The organism is Pseudoalteromonas sp. MEBiC 03485, from assembly GCF_004195145.1.
Lineage (GTDB): Bacteria > Pseudomonadota > Gammaproteobacteria > Enterobacterales > Alteromonadaceae > Pseudoalteromonas > Pseudoalteromonas apostichopi.
In genome coordinates, this window is the sequence record NZ_SGBT01000001.1 from 1,327,769 (window position 1) to 1,346,439 (window position 18,671).

Annotated in this window: 15 protein-coding genes; all 15 read left to right on the forward strand. The window is 38.4% G+C overall.

Annotated features, from left to right (window positions below):
• Positions 1-13 precede the first annotated feature (13 nt).
• The 15 genes from EVU92_RS06200 (at position 14) to EVU92_RS06270 (ending at position 18,664) form a co-directional block, all read left to right on the forward strand.
• Positions 14-2,089: a secretin N-terminal domain-containing protein gene (locus EVU92_RS06200; RefSeq protein WP_130050460.1), complete on the forward strand. Its 2,076-nt coding sequence runs from the start codon at positions 14-16 to the stop codon at positions 2,087-2,089.
• Positions 2,090-2,537: 448 nt separating this feature from the next.
• Positions 2,538-3,863: a hypothetical protein gene (locus EVU92_RS06205; RefSeq protein WP_130050461.1), complete on the forward strand. Its 1,326-nt coding sequence runs from the start codon at positions 2,538-2,540 to the stop codon at positions 3,861-3,863.
• Positions 3,864-4,030: 167 nt separating this feature from the next.
• Complete coding sequence (locus EVU92_RS06210; RefSeq protein WP_130050462.1) at positions 4,031-5,134, forward strand: DegT/DnrJ/EryC1/StrS family aminotransferase; 1,104 nt, start codon at positions 4,031-4,033, stop codon at positions 5,132-5,134.
• A 26-nt stretch (positions 5,135-5,160) separates the two neighbouring features.
• Positions 5,161-5,733 (forward strand): acyltransferase, encoded by a 573-nt coding sequence (locus tag EVU92_RS06215; protein WP_130050463.1) that lies wholly within the window; start codon positions 5,161-5,163, stop codon positions 5,731-5,733.
• Positions 5,734-5,738: 5 nt separating this feature from the next.
• Positions 5,739-6,785 carry a TDP-N-acetylfucosamine:lipid II N-acetylfucosaminyltransferase gene (locus EVU92_RS06220; RefSeq protein ID WP_130050464.1) on the forward strand — a complete coding sequence of 349 codons (1,047 nt, stop codon included), beginning with the start codon at positions 5,739-5,741 and terminating at the stop codon, positions 6,783-6,785.
• Positions 6,786-6,791: 6 nt separating this feature from the next.
• The gene (locus tag EVU92_RS06225; RefSeq protein ID WP_130050465.1) at positions 6,792-8,210 is read left to right on the forward strand and encodes an MOP flippase family protein; all 1,419 of its coding nucleotides are present in this window, start codon (positions 6,792-6,794) and stop codon (positions 8,208-8,210) included.
• Position 8,211: 1 nt separating this feature from the next.
• Positions 8,212-9,990, forward strand: coding sequence for an asparagine synthase-related protein (locus EVU92_RS06230; protein ID WP_130050466.1), 1,779 nt, complete (start codon positions 8,212-8,214; stop codon positions 9,988-9,990).
• A gap of 64 nt (positions 9,991-10,054) precedes the next feature.
• Positions 10,055-11,146: a dTDP-glucose 4,6-dehydratase gene (gene rfbB / locus EVU92_RS06235; protein ID WP_130050467.1), complete on the forward strand. Its 1,092-nt coding sequence runs from the start codon at positions 10,055-10,057 to the stop codon at positions 11,144-11,146.
• 103 nt (positions 11,147-11,249) lie between these two features.
• Positions 11,250-12,170, forward strand: coding sequence for a glucose-1-phosphate thymidylyltransferase RfbA (rfbA, locus tag EVU92_RS06240; RefSeq protein WP_240701300.1), 921 nt, complete (start codon positions 11,250-11,252; stop codon positions 12,168-12,170).
• Positions 12,167-13,108, forward strand: coding sequence for a Wzz/FepE/Etk N-terminal domain-containing protein (locus EVU92_RS06245; RefSeq protein WP_130050468.1), 942 nt, complete (start codon positions 12,167-12,169; stop codon positions 13,106-13,108). The genes rfbA and EVU92_RS06245 overlap by 4 nt, the downstream gene beginning before the upstream one ends.
• Positions 13,109-13,130: 22 nt before the next feature.
• Positions 13,131-14,420 carry an EpsG family protein gene (locus tag EVU92_RS06250; RefSeq protein WP_130050469.1) on the forward strand — a complete coding sequence of 430 codons (1,290 nt, stop codon included), beginning with the start codon at positions 13,131-13,133 and terminating at the stop codon, positions 14,418-14,420.
• Positions 14,421-14,447: 27 nt separating this feature from the next.
• Positions 14,448-15,389, forward strand: a complete 942-nt coding sequence (locus EVU92_RS06255) for a glycosyltransferase family 2 protein (protein WP_130050470.1) — start codon at positions 14,448-14,450, stop codon at positions 15,387-15,389.
• 11 nt (positions 15,390-15,400) lie between these two features.
• The gene (locus EVU92_RS06260) at positions 15,401-16,903 is read left to right on the forward strand and encodes a hypothetical protein (protein WP_130050471.1); all 1,503 of its coding nucleotides are present in this window, start codon (positions 15,401-15,403) and stop codon (positions 16,901-16,903) included.
• The gene (locus EVU92_RS06265) at positions 16,900-17,952 is read left to right on the forward strand and encodes a glycosyltransferase family 4 protein (protein WP_130050472.1); all 1,053 of its coding nucleotides are present in this window, start codon (positions 16,900-16,902) and stop codon (positions 17,950-17,952) included. The genes EVU92_RS06260 and EVU92_RS06265 overlap by 4 nt, the downstream gene beginning before the upstream one ends.
• Positions 17,945-18,664, forward strand: a complete 720-nt coding sequence (locus EVU92_RS06270) for a WecB/TagA/CpsF family glycosyltransferase (RefSeq protein WP_130050473.1) — start codon at positions 17,945-17,947, stop codon at positions 18,662-18,664. The genes EVU92_RS06265 and EVU92_RS06270 overlap by 8 nt, the downstream gene beginning before the upstream one ends.
• The last annotated feature ends 7 nt before the right edge of the window (positions 18,665-18,671 follow it).

Sequence of the window (18,671 nt, forward strand, 5' to 3'; positions counted from 1 at the left end):
GTCTGGATAATTTATGAAACACAGTAAGGTTCTTTTTTTAGGCATAGTGACGATGAGTGTGCTAACAGGTTGCGCTAGAAGCAATGGTGGAATTACACCTACACCATCGTATTTAGAAAAAGTACAAACAAAAAAAGTCGCAGCAGGTGAAGTAGAAACCACCACAGGCGCTGAACAAGTAGCCCCTACAAATCAAGGTATTGTGTACGTTGAAGCGCTACAAAACGATAGCAGGCTAAAGTCAGAGCAAACGGACCTTGCGAGTAAGTTTAGTGATGTTGAACAAGTTAAGTTAACAGCAGATAGCCTATTAATTAAAGACTACTTACACTATGTTTTTGGTGAATTACTAAATGTTAATTATATTTTGGGTGAACAGCTAAATAATAGTAAAGCTCAAGTTACCTTAAATCTGCAAGATCCGCTCAGCAAACGTAAATTGTTTTCTCTTAGTGAGCAAATGCTGCAAGAGCGTAATATTGTAATTCGCTTTCAAGACGGTATTTATTACATTCATCAGACTGAGGGGGGCATCGCTAATAATCTAGTTTACGGATATGGTGCAAACCCTGAGGATGTTCCAAACACCGCAAATGAAATAATACAACTAGCGCCTTTTAAAGCAGGAATGCAAACTCCGCTTGCTAATACAATTCGTCAGCTCACTAATGTAAATGCGCAACCTATGTTTGAACAACATGCCATTATGTTTAAGGGGAAGCGTAACGATATAGTGAAGGCGCTTGAGTTTATGCAGTTGGTTGATCAACCAGCATTTCGTAATCGATCAATTGGTATGTACAAATCAAGCTTTGTGCCGGTTGACCAATTAAGTAAATTATTACAAGACTTAATGAAACAAGAAGGGATCTCGGTCAGTATTAATGCCACAACCGAACAAGCCATATCTATTGTGCCTCTAGAGCGCATTAACACAATGGTCTTTTTTACAAATAATAAAGAGTTTTTAAAACGAGCAACTTTCTGGGCGAGTAAGCTAGATCAGCCAGCTGATGGTAATCAAGAGCAATACTTTGTTTTTGTGCCTGAATTTGCCAGAGCAGTCGATTTAGGCACGAGCCTACAAAACTTATTAGTAGGGAATTCAGCTGAACCTCTAGGAAGTAGTACTTCAGCAAGTAGCCAGAACCAGCAAATTAAAAATAATCAACAATCGAATAAGCGACAAGCCCCAAGTAATATTTCTGTCCAAACTGAAGGTATGAAGATGGTAGTTGATGAGCGTTCAAACTCATTGATCTTCAAAACAACGGGTGATGCATATCGAAATTTATTACCTATGATTAAGCGCCTGGACATTATGCCAAAGCAAATAATGCTTGAAGTAATGATAGCAGAAGTAAGCTTAACTGATGAGTTTAAACAAGGTGTTGAGTTTGCATTGACAAATATGGGAGCGACGTCTGTTGGAGGGTTTAATTTACAATCGAATGGTACTGGACTGACTTATGCTCTAAGTGGAGCGACAGGAAGGTTAGCCGTTAATTTGTTGCAAACAAACAATTATGTCAATGTTCTATCACGACCAACATTGGCAGTAAGAGACGGCGTTGAGGCAACAATTAGCGTGGGTGATCGCATCCCTGTTGTTGGAGAAATAATTACAGATACCACAGTTGGTTCTCGCTCATCTGTCGACTACCTTGAAACAGGTATAGATTTAAAAGTTACCCCAACGGTTAATGCAAAAGGTGTGGTGGTTATGGAAATCGCCCAAGAAATAAGTAACCAAGCAGATGGGACTGGTGCCGAAGGTAACCCTATCGTTTTTGAACGAAGTCTACAAACAGAAGTTATAGCGGCTGATGGTCAAACCATTATGTTAGGTGGTTTGATTAGTGAAAATAGCACTTTGGGCGATAAAACTGTGCCATTCTTCTCAACCATTCCATTATTCGGAAAGCTTTTTGACAGTACTAACAACAATAAAACGAAGACAGAGTTAGTAGTGTTAGTTACTCCACGAATTATTGGTTCAACGGCTGAGTGGGAAAGTGTATATGAGCAATTCAAGCAGGGCTTAAATGAGCTCAAATTGCCTGAAACTACGAAAAATCCTGTACAGTAGTAAAACTTAATTGCTTATTTAAAAAATCAGTCCTTTTATGTGTGTTTTAACCTTTAGGGTGGCGCTTTGGTACGAATTAATTTTATGAGCTATTGTTAAGATAGTTTTGCAAATAAATTGACAGAATATGTATAGGTTAAAATGTATACAAATTGGGTATTGTAAACAATTGTAACGAAAGGCTTTTTTTTTTACTGAAAATTAGAGTGCGAATATAACCTTATGAAAATTAAGGTTTTTAAATAGTGTACATAGATTACATAAAACGGTAATATAATTAAGTTAGTGTAACGACTGTTAATTACTTGACAATAAACTAACATTCATTAGACTGAATCTGAATTCGACTAGTAGTCACTTAGGTGACGGCCTATGGTGCATGGTCATTCATACTAAAAAAAAAGGAACAATGAACGTTCCTGTTTCATGAAACTTTGGAGAATATATAATGTTCAAAAAATCATTACTAGCAGTTGCTCTAGGCGTTGCTGCATTTGGCGCAAACGCTGCGACTACTACAGCTACTCCTTCTGTTGTATCTTTAGAAGGTGCTGTTGGTCAAACAACTGTTGCTGTACCTCAGCTTACAATCAAATTAGCTGCAGAATACGCTGTAGGTGATACATTCACTATCACTTTAACTGGTGCTGAGTTCGATACTACATCTAACCCTGCTATCACTTTCTCTGGTTTTACTAACAACCCAACTGTTGGTCTGTTATCTAAAACTGCTACTACAGCTACTTTCCGTGTAACTGCAGTTCCTTCTCCAGTTGAAGTATTCAGCGGTAAGAGCTTCCTATTAAACGGTGCGCTTCTTAAAACTACTACAGTAACTGACGCTGCTGGCGACATCAAACTAACTTACGCTGCTAAAACTTCAACTGGTCTAGACCTAGACAACGTTGGTACAGCTACTTCAACTGTTGTAACTTCTAAAGCTCAACTTAGCTCTTCAGTTACTAAATCACTTAACGGTGTAATCGACGTTGAAAACGAGCGTAAGCAATTCACTGCTGGTAACGACACAATCACTACTGACGTACTAGAAGTAACTCCAGTAGTTGCTACTGCTGGTACTCATGACGCAGTTTACACTGGTGCTACTCACGTGATCAAAGGTGACTTCTCTTGGATGGACACTGACGGTACTACTGGTGTTAGCGCTACTGAACTAGCTGCTGCATTCAAAGCAACTGGTACTGCAGACACTTACACAAGCACAATCAACACAGCTGGTGATGCAATCACTGTAACTGTTGCTGACGCTGCTGGTAACACTGCAGAAGCTATGACAGCTACTTTCACTGTATTAGGTAAAGCAAACTCTAAAGCGCCTATCCTATCTACACAAAAGTTCACTGTTGATTCAACAATCAAGTACAACACAGCTGCTGGTACTGCTTCAACTAAAGCAATTGCTTCAGCTTCAGCTGGTTCTTGGACTCTAAATGGTTTCGATGAAAACATCGTATTCATGCCATTTGGTACTCAGTACGCACAGTCAATCAATGTTTCTAACACTGGTTCTGTTGCTGGTGCAATCACTGTAGATATCACAGCTGACGGCAAAACTTACACTAAAACACTTACAGCTACAGCTACTCCTAAAGCGACTACTAACATCTCTCAAGAAGTTAAAGCATTCGCTGCAGAAAGCGGTGTAACTGGTAACGCACACATCAAAGTAGTAGTTAACTCTCCAACTGCTGACATCGATGTAACTGGTGTTTACTACTCTAAATCTGACGCTGACCGTGTAAAAACTAAGTAATTAGTTTACATAGCCAGTTATGGTTTTAAAAAAGCGAGCCCTAGGCTCGCTTTTTTTATGTATAAAGTTTACTAACGATTGCTCAATCAAAAATTCCTTTCTCCGCTAGCCCCTGTAATCGTTGTTTGCTACACTTCGACACTGTTTTTGTTTTGTGAGCATGATGAGTGAAGTATCCAATAGTAAAACCGTTTTTGCCTTCAATCGACGCGTACAAAGCGCAAATTGATGGTATATTTGAGCGCTGCTGGTTAACAAATAATGGCCAGTGTTTACAAGAGTTTGAACGTCAATTAGCTAGCTATTTTGGTGTAAAGCATTTATTACTAGTTGCCAATGGTACACTTGCTTTACAAGTCGCTTTTGCTGCGCTAAATATCAAAGGGAAAGCAATAACAACACCATTCACATTTGCAGCAACTGCTAGCGCGTTAAAATTCGCTTGTGTAGAACCAGAATTCGTCGATATAGATCCAGAAACTTATAATTTAGATTTAAATAAAGCAACGGCTGAACAATTATCTGAGGCAAGTGCAATAGTCGGTGTTCATGTCTTTGGCAATCCATGTGATGTAGAGGTGATAGATAGAAAGGCAAAAGAATATGACTTAAAAGTTATATATGATGCTGCTCATGCTTTTGCGAGCAATATCAGCGGGAATACAGTGCTTGAACATGGAGATGTAGCAACGTTAAGCTTACATGCTACAAAGTTATTCCATAGTGTAGAAGGCGGTGCCATCATCTTTAAGCATGAGTCTGATTATTTAAAAGCTAAACAGTTAATAAACTTTGGCTTTAATTCTGACTTTTATCCTGAATTAGTGGGTATCAATGCCAAGATGAGCGAAATGCATGCCGCTATGGGATTATGCTTACTAGAGTATTTGCCTTTTATAACCCGAAAAAGGTGCGAACTAATAGGACATTATCAAAAGTGCTTATCGAGACCTCTCAATCAAGGTTTGTTGAGTTTTCAAACGTGGCACTCCAAAGGTAATAATAATGGTGCATATATGCCTGTAGTCCTTAAAAGTGAACAACAATTGTTACAAGTACAGGCTAAGTTGCTCGAACAAGGTATTCAAACAAGACGTTACTTTTATCCAAGCTTGTCTACAGTTCCTGCGTATGGAATGCAGGGCAGCACGCCACATGGTAATGAGTTAAGTTTACGAATTTTATGTTTACCTATGTTTACTGATTTGACATTAGAAGGCGTTGAACAGATTTGTAGTAGTTTAATTTCAGCACTTGAAAGCAGTTGTTAATATACACCCATTTAATAGGAAGCTAGATGGCAATTTATACGCGAGATGAATTACTCAGCCTGGGTCTTTCAAAACTCGGTGAGAACGTAAAAATATCAAAAAAAGCGTCTATTTACGGTGCTTCAAGAATCTCTATAGGCGACAACGTCCGTATCGATGATTTTTGTGTTCTTTCAGCAGGAGAGGGCGGTATTACACTAGGAAGTCATATTCATCTAGCTGTATACAGCTGCCTTATTGGCACTGGGCATATTCAATTAGACGATTTTTGTAATATTTCTTCAAGGGTTGCTATCTACTCAAGCAGTGATGATTATTCAGGGGCTTTTTTAACTAACCCGACTATTGATCGTGAGTTTACTAACGTTGAACATGCCCCTGTAACACTAGCTAAGCATGTAATTGTTGGAAGTGGCAGTGTTATTTTCCCAGGGGTTACGTTAGAGCAAGGCGTTGCTGTTGGTGCATTAACTATGGTGAATCGTTCTTTAGCTGCTTGGGGGATTTACGCAGGTCAGCCTGCAAAATATATTAAAGCGCGAGAAGATGGCTTACTTGCGCATGAAAAATCTTTCCTAGCAGCCTACCAAACTAAATAATCGATATGACAAAACGTATAATCCATATCTTTGCTGATACGCCGCATCACTATAAACCGATGCAACAATTTTTTGAACAACAATGTAGACCAGACGCTGAACAATTGTTTTGGGTTAAAACACCCGAATCGATACCAAACTTTGTAAATTATAAGAATAATGCAGAGCTTTTTGCTTTGCTTGAGAGTACAGCTAAAGAAGACCAAATAGTATTTCACGGCTCTTTTGACATGCATGTTTGGAAAAAACTCTTGCTTAGTTCGGTTACAAAACGCTGTAGTTGTGTACTTTGGGGGGCTGAGCTCTATCGTCACACAAGGCGGAAGCGCACCATAAAAGAACGTGTCGTCCATGTTTTACATGCATTAGTGATTAACCGATATAAGCAAGTATTTGCTTTAAATAAAGGTGATGCAAAACTTGCTCAACGCGTATTATTTAAGCGAAATGTTAAAGTGCTGCCATATCCACTCATCGGGATGAAAGTTGAACAAGACCGCGAGCAATTAACTTCTGAAAAACCACTTAAAATACTCGTAGGTAATTCGGCATCAGCGAGTAATAACCATATTGACGCTTTAAACAAGCTTGCTCATTTGGCCAATGAAAATATCGAAATTATCATGCCACTTAATTATGGTGGTGAGCAAAGTTACATTGATGAAGTGGTTAAACATGCAACGACACTATTTGGTGATAAATTTATTGCTATCACTGAAATGCTTAACAAGCAAGACTACGATAAATTACTAAATGATGTGCATTTAACGGTGTTCGCTCAACATCGTCAACAAGGGTTATATGTTGCATATGCCATGTTATTAATGGGTAAACCCATGTTTTTGCTTTCAGACACATCTAGTTATAACTACTTAACTGAGCTTGGCTTTGAAATTTACAAAACTGATGAAGTAGCCAGCATGAGTTATTCAGAGCTAAATAATTTAATTAGCAAAGATAATAACCGTAACCCTGACTTGATGAACCAACATTTTACTGAGCAAGCATTAGCACCTAAATGGCGCAATATGTTAGAGCAGCTCCATGGATAAATTAGTATGAGTGTCGCACGTGATGCTGTATCTGGCGTATCTTGGACTGCCTCTGCCACACTTATTAAAGGTGGCCTTCAGTTAGCGCAGCTAGTTGTACTTGCTAGGTTCTTAACGCCAGCAGAGCTCGGTGTACTGGCAATTATACAGTTGGTGGTAGGGTTTGCCCAAATCTTTGGCGATGCAGGCATTTCAAACGCCTTGATATTCCATAAACAGTTAGAAAAATCACAACTCAACCAGTTATACCTAGTCAATGTAATTTTAGGTATCGTTATTTCTTTGCTAGTGCTTATGATGGCTGTGCCTACTGCGTCTTTCTTTAACATGCCACAACTGTCTTTGTTGTTATGTTATTTGTCTCCGGTATTTTTTATTCGCAGTTTAGGGCAGCAGCAGTTAGCCTTGTTACAGCAAAAAATGCACTTTAATAGTATTGCCAAAATTGAAGTATTCGCCAGTGTGGCAAGTTTTATAGCATTAATTATATTGTTAGCAGTTGATTTGAGATTAGAGTCAGTTGTGTTTTCTCAATTGCTGAATGCTCTGCTTTTAAGTACCTGCTTTTTAGTTGGCTTCCCTCTTTTAAGGCCTGGGTTTAGCAAGTTAAGTTTAAACAGCATTATCGCACCAATTAAGTATGGTCTATATCAAACAGGTGAGAGCTTCGTAAACTTTATAAGTGCCCAGCTTGATCAGTTGCTGATCGGTAAATTACTAGGGCCAGAAGTTCTTGGTATTTATGCTTACGTTAAAGCCCTTGTATTTAGACCTGCATTACAATTGATTAATCCAGTGGTAAATAAAGTGGCCTTCCCGCTTATTGTTAAACATAAAGAAACGCATAGCTTAGCTATTTTATATGGCATGGTGATTAGGCTACTTAGCTTAATCAATATACCTTTGTACTCTTTAGTTGCTCTATTCCCTGAGTTTATTTTAGGAATGGCTTATGGAAATGAGTGGCTGGAACATGCTGAGCTTCTTCGTTGGCTTGGCTTATATATGCTTATCATATCTATGATGAACCCTATCGGTGTGCTGTTGCGTTCTAGTGGTGAAGTAAAACGTGGTTTTTGGTGGAATATTGCTGTAACAATTGTGCGTCCCTTAGTTATCGTACTTTCAATTAATGAAGGTATTACGGTAATGGTGCAAGCGCTGGTTGCGTTACAGGTTTTATTATTTTTACTGCACTGGAAACTTCTTATTAAGCCTATTAGTGGTTTGTCTTTTTTCCAGTTTGCTGCCGCACTCGGGCCAGCATGCATAGCATTTTTTGCGATAGCAGCCTTGTTGTTACTACTTATACAGCCATTATTAATATTAGCTCCAGTATATTTGTTTGTGCTTATTTGTGTAGGTTACTTAATCGCAATTACACCGCAACTACTCAAGTTTTACAGTTTTATTCGAGGTTCTTAGTATGCCCGGTATGATCGGTTTTATTAGCCCAGACCAAGTAGCAGAAGATCATGATTGCTTTGCGAATGTAGCAGGCGATAAACATAGTTATTTTGTTTCGCAGCACTATCAGCACATGCTTAAAAATGTTGAGCATATAGCGTGCTACGAATATAGCGATGATCGTTTGCACGTCACTATTTGGGGCGATATCTTTTCAATCAATGGTAATGACTGTAAAACTGAAGATGCGCTACAGAATCTTTGCGAGCAGTACCTAATTGATAACCTACTTGAGTTTTGTCATGGCTTAAATGGTTACTTTGTTTTTTCGGTATATGATAAACAAACACAAGCACTTCATTTGGCAACAGATCGCTTCGGTATTAAACCACTTTACCTATGGGTTGAAGGTGATCGTATAAAAGGGTTTGCAAGTGAGCCAAAAGCCATACTACTGCACCCAGACTACACACAAGAGATCGATCAGTCGGCTTTAGATACCTATGTTGATGTAGGGCACATGCTTGGTGAGCAAACTTTATTTAAGAATATACGACGTGTGCCAGCGGCAACATTAGTCACTATTAATACCCAAGCAGAACACTATCAGCAGCAACTCTATTGGCAATGGTCAGAGATTAAACCACTAAATGACATCTCGTTTGATGAGGCTGTTGATAAATCTTATCAGCTTTTTGATGCTAGTATGGCTCGATGTATGAGTGTGGTAAAACAGCCTAAATTAGCGATCACGCTAAGCGGAGGCCTTGACTCTAGAGTTTTACTAGCAGGAGCCAAGCAGCATTATAAAGGCGAAATTAAAACATTTACCTTTGGTGAACCAAGCTGTGATGACGCCGTTATAGCCAAACAAGTGGCAGATTTCGCAGGGGTATCTAACCAGTTGGTTGCAATTGATCAAAGCAATTGGTTCTCTGGCAGAGAACGTGGTGTTTGGTTGACTGATGGCTTGAAGAATATTTTACACATGCATGCACTTAGCTCTGTAGAGTTGATTGCGCAAGAGTCTAATTATTTACTCAATGGTTATTTAGGTGATGTGACTTTTGGCGGGAGCTATTTATTCCCTGAGTCGCAAGCAACAATCTCAAAGCAGAAAAGAATTGCAACTCGCTACACTAAGCATGTTCAACATGCAAACATTGATCATGACTACTTTACACATGAAAATGATGATCCAGTGCTTATCTATAATCGCGGAGTACGCTTTATTGGCGCTGGAAGTGATTTATTGAGTCATCAGTTACATAACCTTAAACCGTTTATGGATAACGATTTGGTTGAGTTTCTTTATTCTCTACCAGAAAGCTTTAGACGTAATGGTAAGTTATACCACGCAATGTTGTTACGTTATTATCCTGACTATTTTGCAGCGATCCCTTGGCAACAAACAGGAAAACCAATTTCATTGACCGAAAATCAAGTTGAGCCAAAGGTAAATCCAGTTAAGCAACAATTAGTAAAGCTAATAAAAGGTTCTCTGTTTGAAAGAGTGGCACGCAAGCTATATCGCTCAATTGCCCCTAAGCGACACTATGTAGCCTACGACACTTGGCTCAGAGAAACGCAATTTAAGCAGTATCTTACAGATATGTTATGTATGCCAAATAGCCGAGTCGCAACATTAATTGGCAATGACCAAGTTAATAAAATTCTATCCAAGTTCTTTGCAATGGACGACTCAATTCGCCCTGAAAAAATAGGCAGTTTATTAACGTTAGAATTGTATTTAGAACAGTTAGAAAGCGGCAAAAAATCGGCAGGTTATAGCAAATAGGCTGTATATTTGCGATAATTCGCCGCTGTTGAAAAGCTAATTAATTTAGTTAAAAAGGGTGTGGATGAAAACTATTATAGTAACAGGTGGTGCAGGGTTTATTGGAAGTGCCGTGGTACGTTTTTTAATAAACGAAACAGCGCATAAAGTTATAAACCTAGATAAGCTCACATATGCTGGAAATTTACAGTCACTTAAAAGCGTAGAAAATAACGAACGTTATACCTTCATTCAAGGTGACATTTGTGATCGTGCAACTGTCGACTCACTTTTCCAATCATATCAGCCTGATATTATAATGCACCTAGCTGCAGAATCGCATGTTGATCGCTCAATTGATGGGCCTGGCCAATTTATTCAAACAAATATTGTTGGTACATATACCCTACTTGACGCAGCACGAGGTTATTGGGCAAGCTTAGATACCAATAAGCAACAAACCTTTAGATTTCACCATATTTCGACAGATGAAGTTTATGGTGATTTACCTCATCCAGATGATGTAGAAAATAGCTCAAGTTTGCCTTTATTTACAGAGCAAACATCGTATGCGCCTAGTAGCCCTTATTCTGCCAGTAAAGCAAGCTCTGATCATTTAGTGAGAGCGTGGCACCGCACTTATGGTTTACCTGTCGTTGTTACCAACTGCTCGAATAACTATGGCCCGTTTCATTTTCCTGAAAAGCTGATCCCACTAGTCATTTTAAATGCGTTAGAAGGCAAGGCATTACCTATTTACGGTGATGGGTCACAAATTAGAGATTGGCTATTTGTTGAAGATCACGCGCGTGCTTTATACACCGTTGCGAGTGAAGGTAAAGTAGGTGAAACATACAACATTGGTGGACATAACGAAAAAACAAACCTTGAAGTAGTAAAAACTATTTGTAGTTTGTTAGATGAGTTAGCACCAAGTAAAGATTTAGCAGAAGGGTATGCTTCACTAATTACCTATGTTACAGACCGTCCTGGCCATGACCGTCGTTATGCAATCGATGCAGCTAAAATTGCTGACCAACTAAATTGGACACCTCAAGAAACGTTTGAGTCTGGTATTCGAAAAACAGTGCAATGGTATTTAGACAATCTAGATTGGTGCCAAAATGTTCAGGATGGCTCATATCAACGTGAGCGACTAGGTGCAGCCGAAGAATAATTGCTAGCTTTTGCAGCCTAAATTGGACGTTTCGATAAAGAAAGTTGAGTGTAAAGTAAGCATACCTAAGCGCTCAGAACTGACCATTAAATGAAGTATGGAAATGAGTAATTCACAAATGAACAATGACAATTCATCATTACGCAAAACAAAAGGCATCATACTTGCCGGTGGTAGTGGTTCACGCTTACACCCGATAACTCAAGGTGTTTCTAAGCAAATATTACCGATTTACGATAAACCGATGATTTACTATCCATTATCGGTGCTAATGCTTGCTGAAATTAAAGATATACTCATCATTACTACACCTCAAGATCAAGCGCAGTTTAAAACTCTATTAGGTGATGGCAGCCGTTTTGGTATCAATTTGAGCTACGAGGTACAGCCAAAACCTGAAGGCCTAGCACAAGCTTTCATTATTGGTGAAGAATTTATTGGCGACGATAACGTTTGCCTTATTTTGGGTGATAATATTTTTTATGGTTCTAACTTTTCACCAAAGTTAAAAGCCCATGCAAAACTTGACCAAGAAGCATATGTTTTTGCATATCAAGTAAACGACCCTGAAAGGTTTGGGGTTGTTGAAGTAGATGAAAACTTTAATGGTATTTCAATTGAAGAAAAACCGTTAGAGCCCAAATCTAACTATGCAGTAACAGGATTGTATTTTTACGATAACTCAGTTATTGAAAAAGCCAAAAAGGTCACTCCTTCAGCTCGTGGCGAGTTAGAAATTACAGCAATTAACCAAGCATATTTAGACGAAAACCGCCTTAAAGTTGAAGTGCTAGGGCGAGGCTTTGCATGGCTAGACACAGGCACGCACGATAGCCTGATGGAAGCGTCGCTCTTTGTACAAACAGTTGAAAAGCGCCAAGGCTTCAAAATAGCCTGTCTGCAAGAAATTGCTTATAAGCAGGGGTGGATCACTAAAGAGTCTTTAATAGAGCAAGGGCAAGCTTTAAGTAAAACAAGTTATGGTCAGTATTTATTAAAATTGGCAGCAGGGAAAGCGCAATGACAGGCACTGTAAATCAGAACGTAAGTTCACAAAAGCCCTTTGATCTGATTGAGCTTTGGTTAGTACTTTGGAACAAAAAGTGGTTAATCATATTTTTATCAATCGTTTTTAGTGCAGCAATTTTAGCCTACTCGTTAACCTTGCCAAATATGTATAAGTCGACGGTACTGTTAGCGCCGCAAAAGCAGCAAGAAAGTGGCGCCTTAGCATCACTAGGGCAGTTGGGTAGCTTAGCAAGTGTTGCAGGTATCAATTTAGGTGGTGCTGGTGACGACACTGCTGTGTATTTAGAGATCATCAAATCAAAAGACTTTCTATATAAATTTATTGAGCAAAATAACGTAAAAGTGAATTTATTCGCTGTAAAAGAATGGAATAGAGATTCTCAGCAGCTGGTAATCGATCCTGCGCTTTATAGCGACGGAAAATGGAAAGTAGACGAAGAGACAAAAGAAAGTCTAGAACCTTCAATGTTCGAAACATACGAGAGACTACTTAAAAAGCTTTCTGTACAACAAGACAAAGTAAATGGTTTAGTTAAAATTTCATTTGAGCATATCGACCCTCGCATTTCTAAGCAGTATGTAGAAAATATCGTTGCATTGATTAACAAATCGGTTAGAGAGCGTGAAATAGCTGAGAAAAAAGAAAGCATAAAGTACTTAAATGAACAGCTATCAAAAACCAATGTAGCCGAAATGCAAAACGTATTCTACACAATTGTAGAAGAGCAAACCAAAGCAATGTTACTTGCCGAGGTTCGTAAGGATTTTGCGTTCAAGATTATTGAAAGCCCTATCATTGAAGAACGAAAGTCATCTCCTAACAGAGCGGTTATTTGTATTCTTGGAGCAATTTTTTCAGGGTTCTTTGTTTGTGTAAGCATCTTATTGCTACATTTTGTTCGTATTAATAATCGTCAGCACAAAGGTGATTAAGCCAAAGTGATAAGGTTATAACTTGAACGCTGACGACTCTCTCGGCTTTGCTGAACAACAGCAAGTAGTAAATACCAAGCTATTAATCACTGGCTGCCTGTTGCTTGCAGGCTGGTTATTTTTGCCATTTTTAGCTTGGGTTGCAGGCGTATTTATTTACGCCTTTGCAGTACAAAAAACCAAGCTTGATAGTGCAATCGTCTTTTTTGTTGTGTTCTCGTTATCTGTGCTGATCGCTTCGCGTCATATAGGCTATCTTTGGGGGGGAGCAGATGATATGCCCTCTTACTTAATGGCTTATGAGCGTTATAGCAGCTTTTCTAGTATGTTACCCACCTCATTACTGTATGCAAAGCATGCAGATTTCTTGTTTGCTTTATATAGCTGGGTTGTAGCGAGCCTAACTAATAATCACTCATTCCTTTACTACTTTACAACGCTAGCGGTTACCTACCTGTTAATTTGGAAATTTTGTAAGTTAGTTGATAATCCTAGCCCACTGCTGTGCTTTTTAATGATTGTATTTTTTTATAAGTTCTTTCAAAGTCAGTGGCACTTGATCAGAGCGTGTATGGCTGTGCCAATTTTACTCTATGGAATTTGGTACTCACAAACGAATAAGAAACATGGCATAGCCATTTTTTTCTTAGGAAGTTTAATGCACTTTTCAACAAGCTTTTTACTACTCCCTTTGCTTATTTTTAGTAAGCATTTAAATCGACGTTGGAACATTGAACAATTAATCTTGTTGATCTTAGGGTTTGTTTTTGCAGCAATTTTTGGGGTGTTAGCAATTAAAGGGGTAGGTTCTGTTATTAATCATTACATGATTAATAAAATTTTAACGCGTTTAGTTTTTGAACCTAGTTTTTCAAAACTACCTTCTTTGTTGTTTTTTATTTTCGTCACGATTATCGCATTACCTGGCTATATAAAAACAACAAGCCCAACGTATATTCGATTATTTAATATGATGAGCTTTTTGACATTGCTCAGCTTTATTGCGCTGTTTTTTATAGGTGATGAGTTACATCGCATTTTATTGCCGTTGTATCTTTTGTATGCCCCTTTAATGTTGTTAGCATTTCAGTACATAACACCCAAAATAATAACAGGCACCTTTTTATTTTTAGTTATCGCTTTTCATATGGCCGCATTTTCTTATGTGCTCCTGATTAATGAAAGTAACTTTTTTTATCAAGATGAAATACATAGACATCCGATAGAAAACAAAGGGTTAGATTACTTCTTAACCTTTAAGCACTATAGCGAAACAGATATTACTTATTACGATGGTTATCGAAATAAGTAAGCGCGATATATTACCTAGGCTTTTAAAATGAATAAATTAATTACTGTCATCATACCAACGTACAAACGTGCGCATGCATTACCTAAAGCAATCGCAAGTGTACAGGCTCAAAGCTATGAGAACTGGGAAATAGTGATTGTTGATGATAATGATCCTAGTAGCAATGCGCGTGCTCAAACCGAAGCTGTAATGGAACAATATGCTGATGAACAGCGAATTAAATATATTCGCCATAGTGCGAACAAAGGAGCTTGCCAAGCGCGCAATACCGGTGTTGATTTTGCGCAAGGCGAATATGTAGCATTTTTAGATGATGATGATCTGTGGCTACAAACTAAACTTGAACAACAAATTGACGCATTAGAGAAAAGCAATGCAGCTATTTGTTATTCCGATATGTATTTGGAGTATCAAGGTTGGAAAAAGTACTTTGGCTGCCTTGGAGCCAATAACTTATACGAATCTTTACTAAATCAAGGTTATGGTATTTGCACATCAGTCTTATTAATTGCAACGGATGCTATCCGCGATGTTGAAGGCTTTGATAACAGTCTACCAAGCATGCAAGACTATGATTTACTACTACGTTTATCAAAAAAATACCCTGCAATTCACTTAGCCGAAGCACTTATTACGTACCAACTTGCTGATGATGGTATTTCATGTAACCCGGTATCAAAAGCGAATGGTCATCGTGCAATTATAGATAAATACGAGGCAGAGTATCTTCACCTTGGCTTAAATACTGGCTTATCAAGACAGTTCGAAAGTTTGGCAGACTTTGAGTTACGTAGCGGTAACCGAATGATGGCAATAAAAAAATACATCCATGCTTTAAAGTTAAAGTTATTAAACCCACGCGTAATAGTCAAATTACTGGTTGGGGCGGTGTTTGGTAAAAAGCCTCTTGAAGCCTACCTACAACGACGTCAACAACGTACGTCTGTTAATACAAATGCAGCGTCATAAGGATAAATAAAATGCGTGGCATGTATTTAAATTGCGATCCAAAGTCATTACCGGCTTCTTTTGCTGCAATGTCCGACAATAGCAAGCTATATAAATTTCCTGAAAATATAGCCCAAGGTTATTTGATTTACGATACCAATGCTTGGTCGACTGCGCCGATAGAGATATATCAAGAGCAAGTATTTATTGCTTCAGGTTGGTTTATCTATAAACAAAAGTTAAACCCGCTTGCTTTACTTGCTAAAGACATTGTTGAACACGGACCAAGCGTATTAAACGATATTTTGGCAGGTGTATTTGTCATTTATTGGAAAAATGGTGAGCAAACTACTTTGCTAACGGATGCACTAGGTTTATCAACTCACTATATCGATAGACTAGCGAGTGAACTTCGTATTGCGCCAAGTGTTAAAGCACTTCTTACTGACAAGCATACATTAAATAATGATATGCAAAGCATTCTTGGTAAAAAGCAGCATTTGTTTGGTAATTTCACGCTTTATAATGAAATTGAGCGCCTACAACCTGGTGCGGCAATTACTTCTGGAACAGAGCAGAGTTACTTTACATTTTATGACGGCAAAGCAATAGAAGACCTTGGAGAGTATGTAAATACATTAACTGAATTCTGGCCTTATGATACTCGCATTTTGCCTTTAAGTAGTGGCCTTGATTCTCGTTATTTATTAGCGAATGGCACTTATAAATATGGTTTTACTTACGGACCCGAAGGTTCGCCAGAGCGCAAAATAGCAGGGCATTACCAGCAAGACTTTGAACACTACCACGCTTTTGATTTTAATGAGCAGCTACTTCATGAACAAGAGCAAGCAATTTTGGATGAAATGGCGTTTGCCACATTAAAGCCTATTAATCGCTTGTATACCAATTATCACTACATTGCAAAGCACTATAACCAAGCCTCTACTTTTTATGACGGTTACTTGGGTGATTTATTTCAGCGCGGCACCTACATTAACTTTAAGGGAAAGCGAGGTGAGCTATTAAAGTTAGTGCCATTTGTTTATCGTTTTATCAACTTTAGCGCACATAAGTTACTTCGGTTACGCTATAAAGAACTGACTAACGGCGAATTTGAGATACTGTGGCAAGATTATAAAGTTAAAACTGCTAACTTAGCATTAAATGATTATCAAAAAGTGACTTACTATGAGTTTGTGTATGGTAGAGGTGGTCGCTATACCGTATTTGGTAGCAATGTATTAGCCGCACAATTTTTTACAATAGTCTCACCATTTGCCTCTCGAATAGTATTTGACTCATTTATTCAACAAGACTATTCACGAGCGGTGTCTTATCGTAATTTAAAGAAAATATGGTCAAAAACAGCTTCAAAGTATAAGAGTCAGGTTGTAGAGTCGGGTTATTCCCCACAGACACCAGCAGCTTTTATACCTTTTATACAGCTAACATACCGATTAATGTTTCACTTTATACCGTCGCGTGCCAACTATGGCGTTAAGCTCAAGCGTATGGAGAAACAAAAGAAGTGAGCGATTTTCGTGTATTACTCTTATCGAACATGGGGCCAAGTAAAAACAAGCCAAATTCAGGGCGGTTTGTTTATAACCAATATGTGAGCTTAAAAAAGCAGGGTAATTGCCATGTTGACTTTTATTATTTAGATCAAGAAGAAAAGTCGGGTATTGCTAAGTTATTGCGTTATCCTTTGTTCTTTTTACGTTTTGTACTTAGCTATATTTTTTCATTTAAAAAGTACGATATCATTCATGTTCATTTTTATTTTCCGAATGTTTTATTAGCTATTGCTTATAAGCTTTTTCGAAATTGGCGAGCAAAAATCGTTGTTACCTTCCATGGTAGCGATATTTATTTGTATCCAACACCTGGGCCTGTTTATCGGTATAGCTCAGGTTTTGTTGATAAGTTTATTTTTGTGAGTGAAAAATTAAAGCAGCGATTTTTTAAGCCTGTTTCTGCAAGTGTGCTAAGTGCGGGTGTGAATGACCTATTTTATGAGCCACAGACAACCGCAATAAAGCATTTCGATTTTGTTTTTGTAGGGAATTTAAATAAAAACAAAGGCATTGATAGGCTCGAAGCAATTTTAGAAAATTTTCAGCGTAAGTTAACGGTAGCGATAGTAGGGTCAGGTGATAGTTCGTTTATAGAGCGTCTCGCTAAAAACGAGAACGTGAGCATTCGTTATTTTGATTACTGCAGTGCACAACAGCTGGTTACAATTTATAACGAAAGTTACATGTTGATTAATTTATCATATAATGAATCATTTGGTTTGGTAATGGCGGAAGCTATGGCGTGTGGGTTACCTGTAATCGCAACGCAGACCGACGGTAGCACCGCGCAAGTACTAAATGGCGAAAATGGCTTTTTAATTCCAAATGACGAAAACGTATGTGTTAACGCAACGTCTGCAATAGAGCAAGTTTTGGACTTATCAGAACAAGACTATTTAACAATGCGCCTCTGTGCAATAAACTCTGCCGCACCATACCAGTTATCCTCTGTAACAGAGGAAGTTTTAAAGATATACGCTAAATTGAGAGTTGATAATGAATAGTGTAAATGTAGGTGGGATTGACGTATTAGCCTACCAATCAATTGATGAACTTATTGATACTTCAATTTTAGTACCTGAGGGCGTAAAGCCAGGTGTTGCAGTTGCAATAAACCCTGAAAAGGTAATGGCAGCGAATATTGATCAACAGGTTATGAGCACATTGCAACAAGCTACTTTGAGATACCCAGACGGTATTGGTGTGTCTTATGTAATGTCAAAGCGATTAAAACAGCCTGTGGCGCGCATTCCTGGTTGTGAGCTTTGGGAGCGATTAATGTTACGTTCTGCAGAGAATAATGTGCCAGTATTTTTATTAGGCGCAAAAGAATCTGTGGTGCTTGAAGCTTATAGCAAATTGCTAGCGCAAGGCGTAAATGTTGTTGGTTATCGAAACGGTTATTTTTCTGCTAGCGAAGAGCAGCAAGTTATTGAAGAAATAGCTAGCTCAGGAGCAAAGCTTGTAAGTGTTGCTCTAGGGTCGCCTCGTCAAGAGTTATTTATTTTTGAGTGTCAGAAGTCGTGCCCAACTACCTTTTTTATGGGAGTAGGCGGCACTTATGACGTGTTTACCGAAAATGTAAAACGAGCACCTGCCGCTTTTAGAGCCGTAAACTTAGAGTGGCTCTACAGATTATTAAGCCAGCCAACAAGGATATTGAGGCAAAGTAACTTAATTAAGTATTTTTATTACTACCTTACAAAAAAAGTTTAAAGTTGCC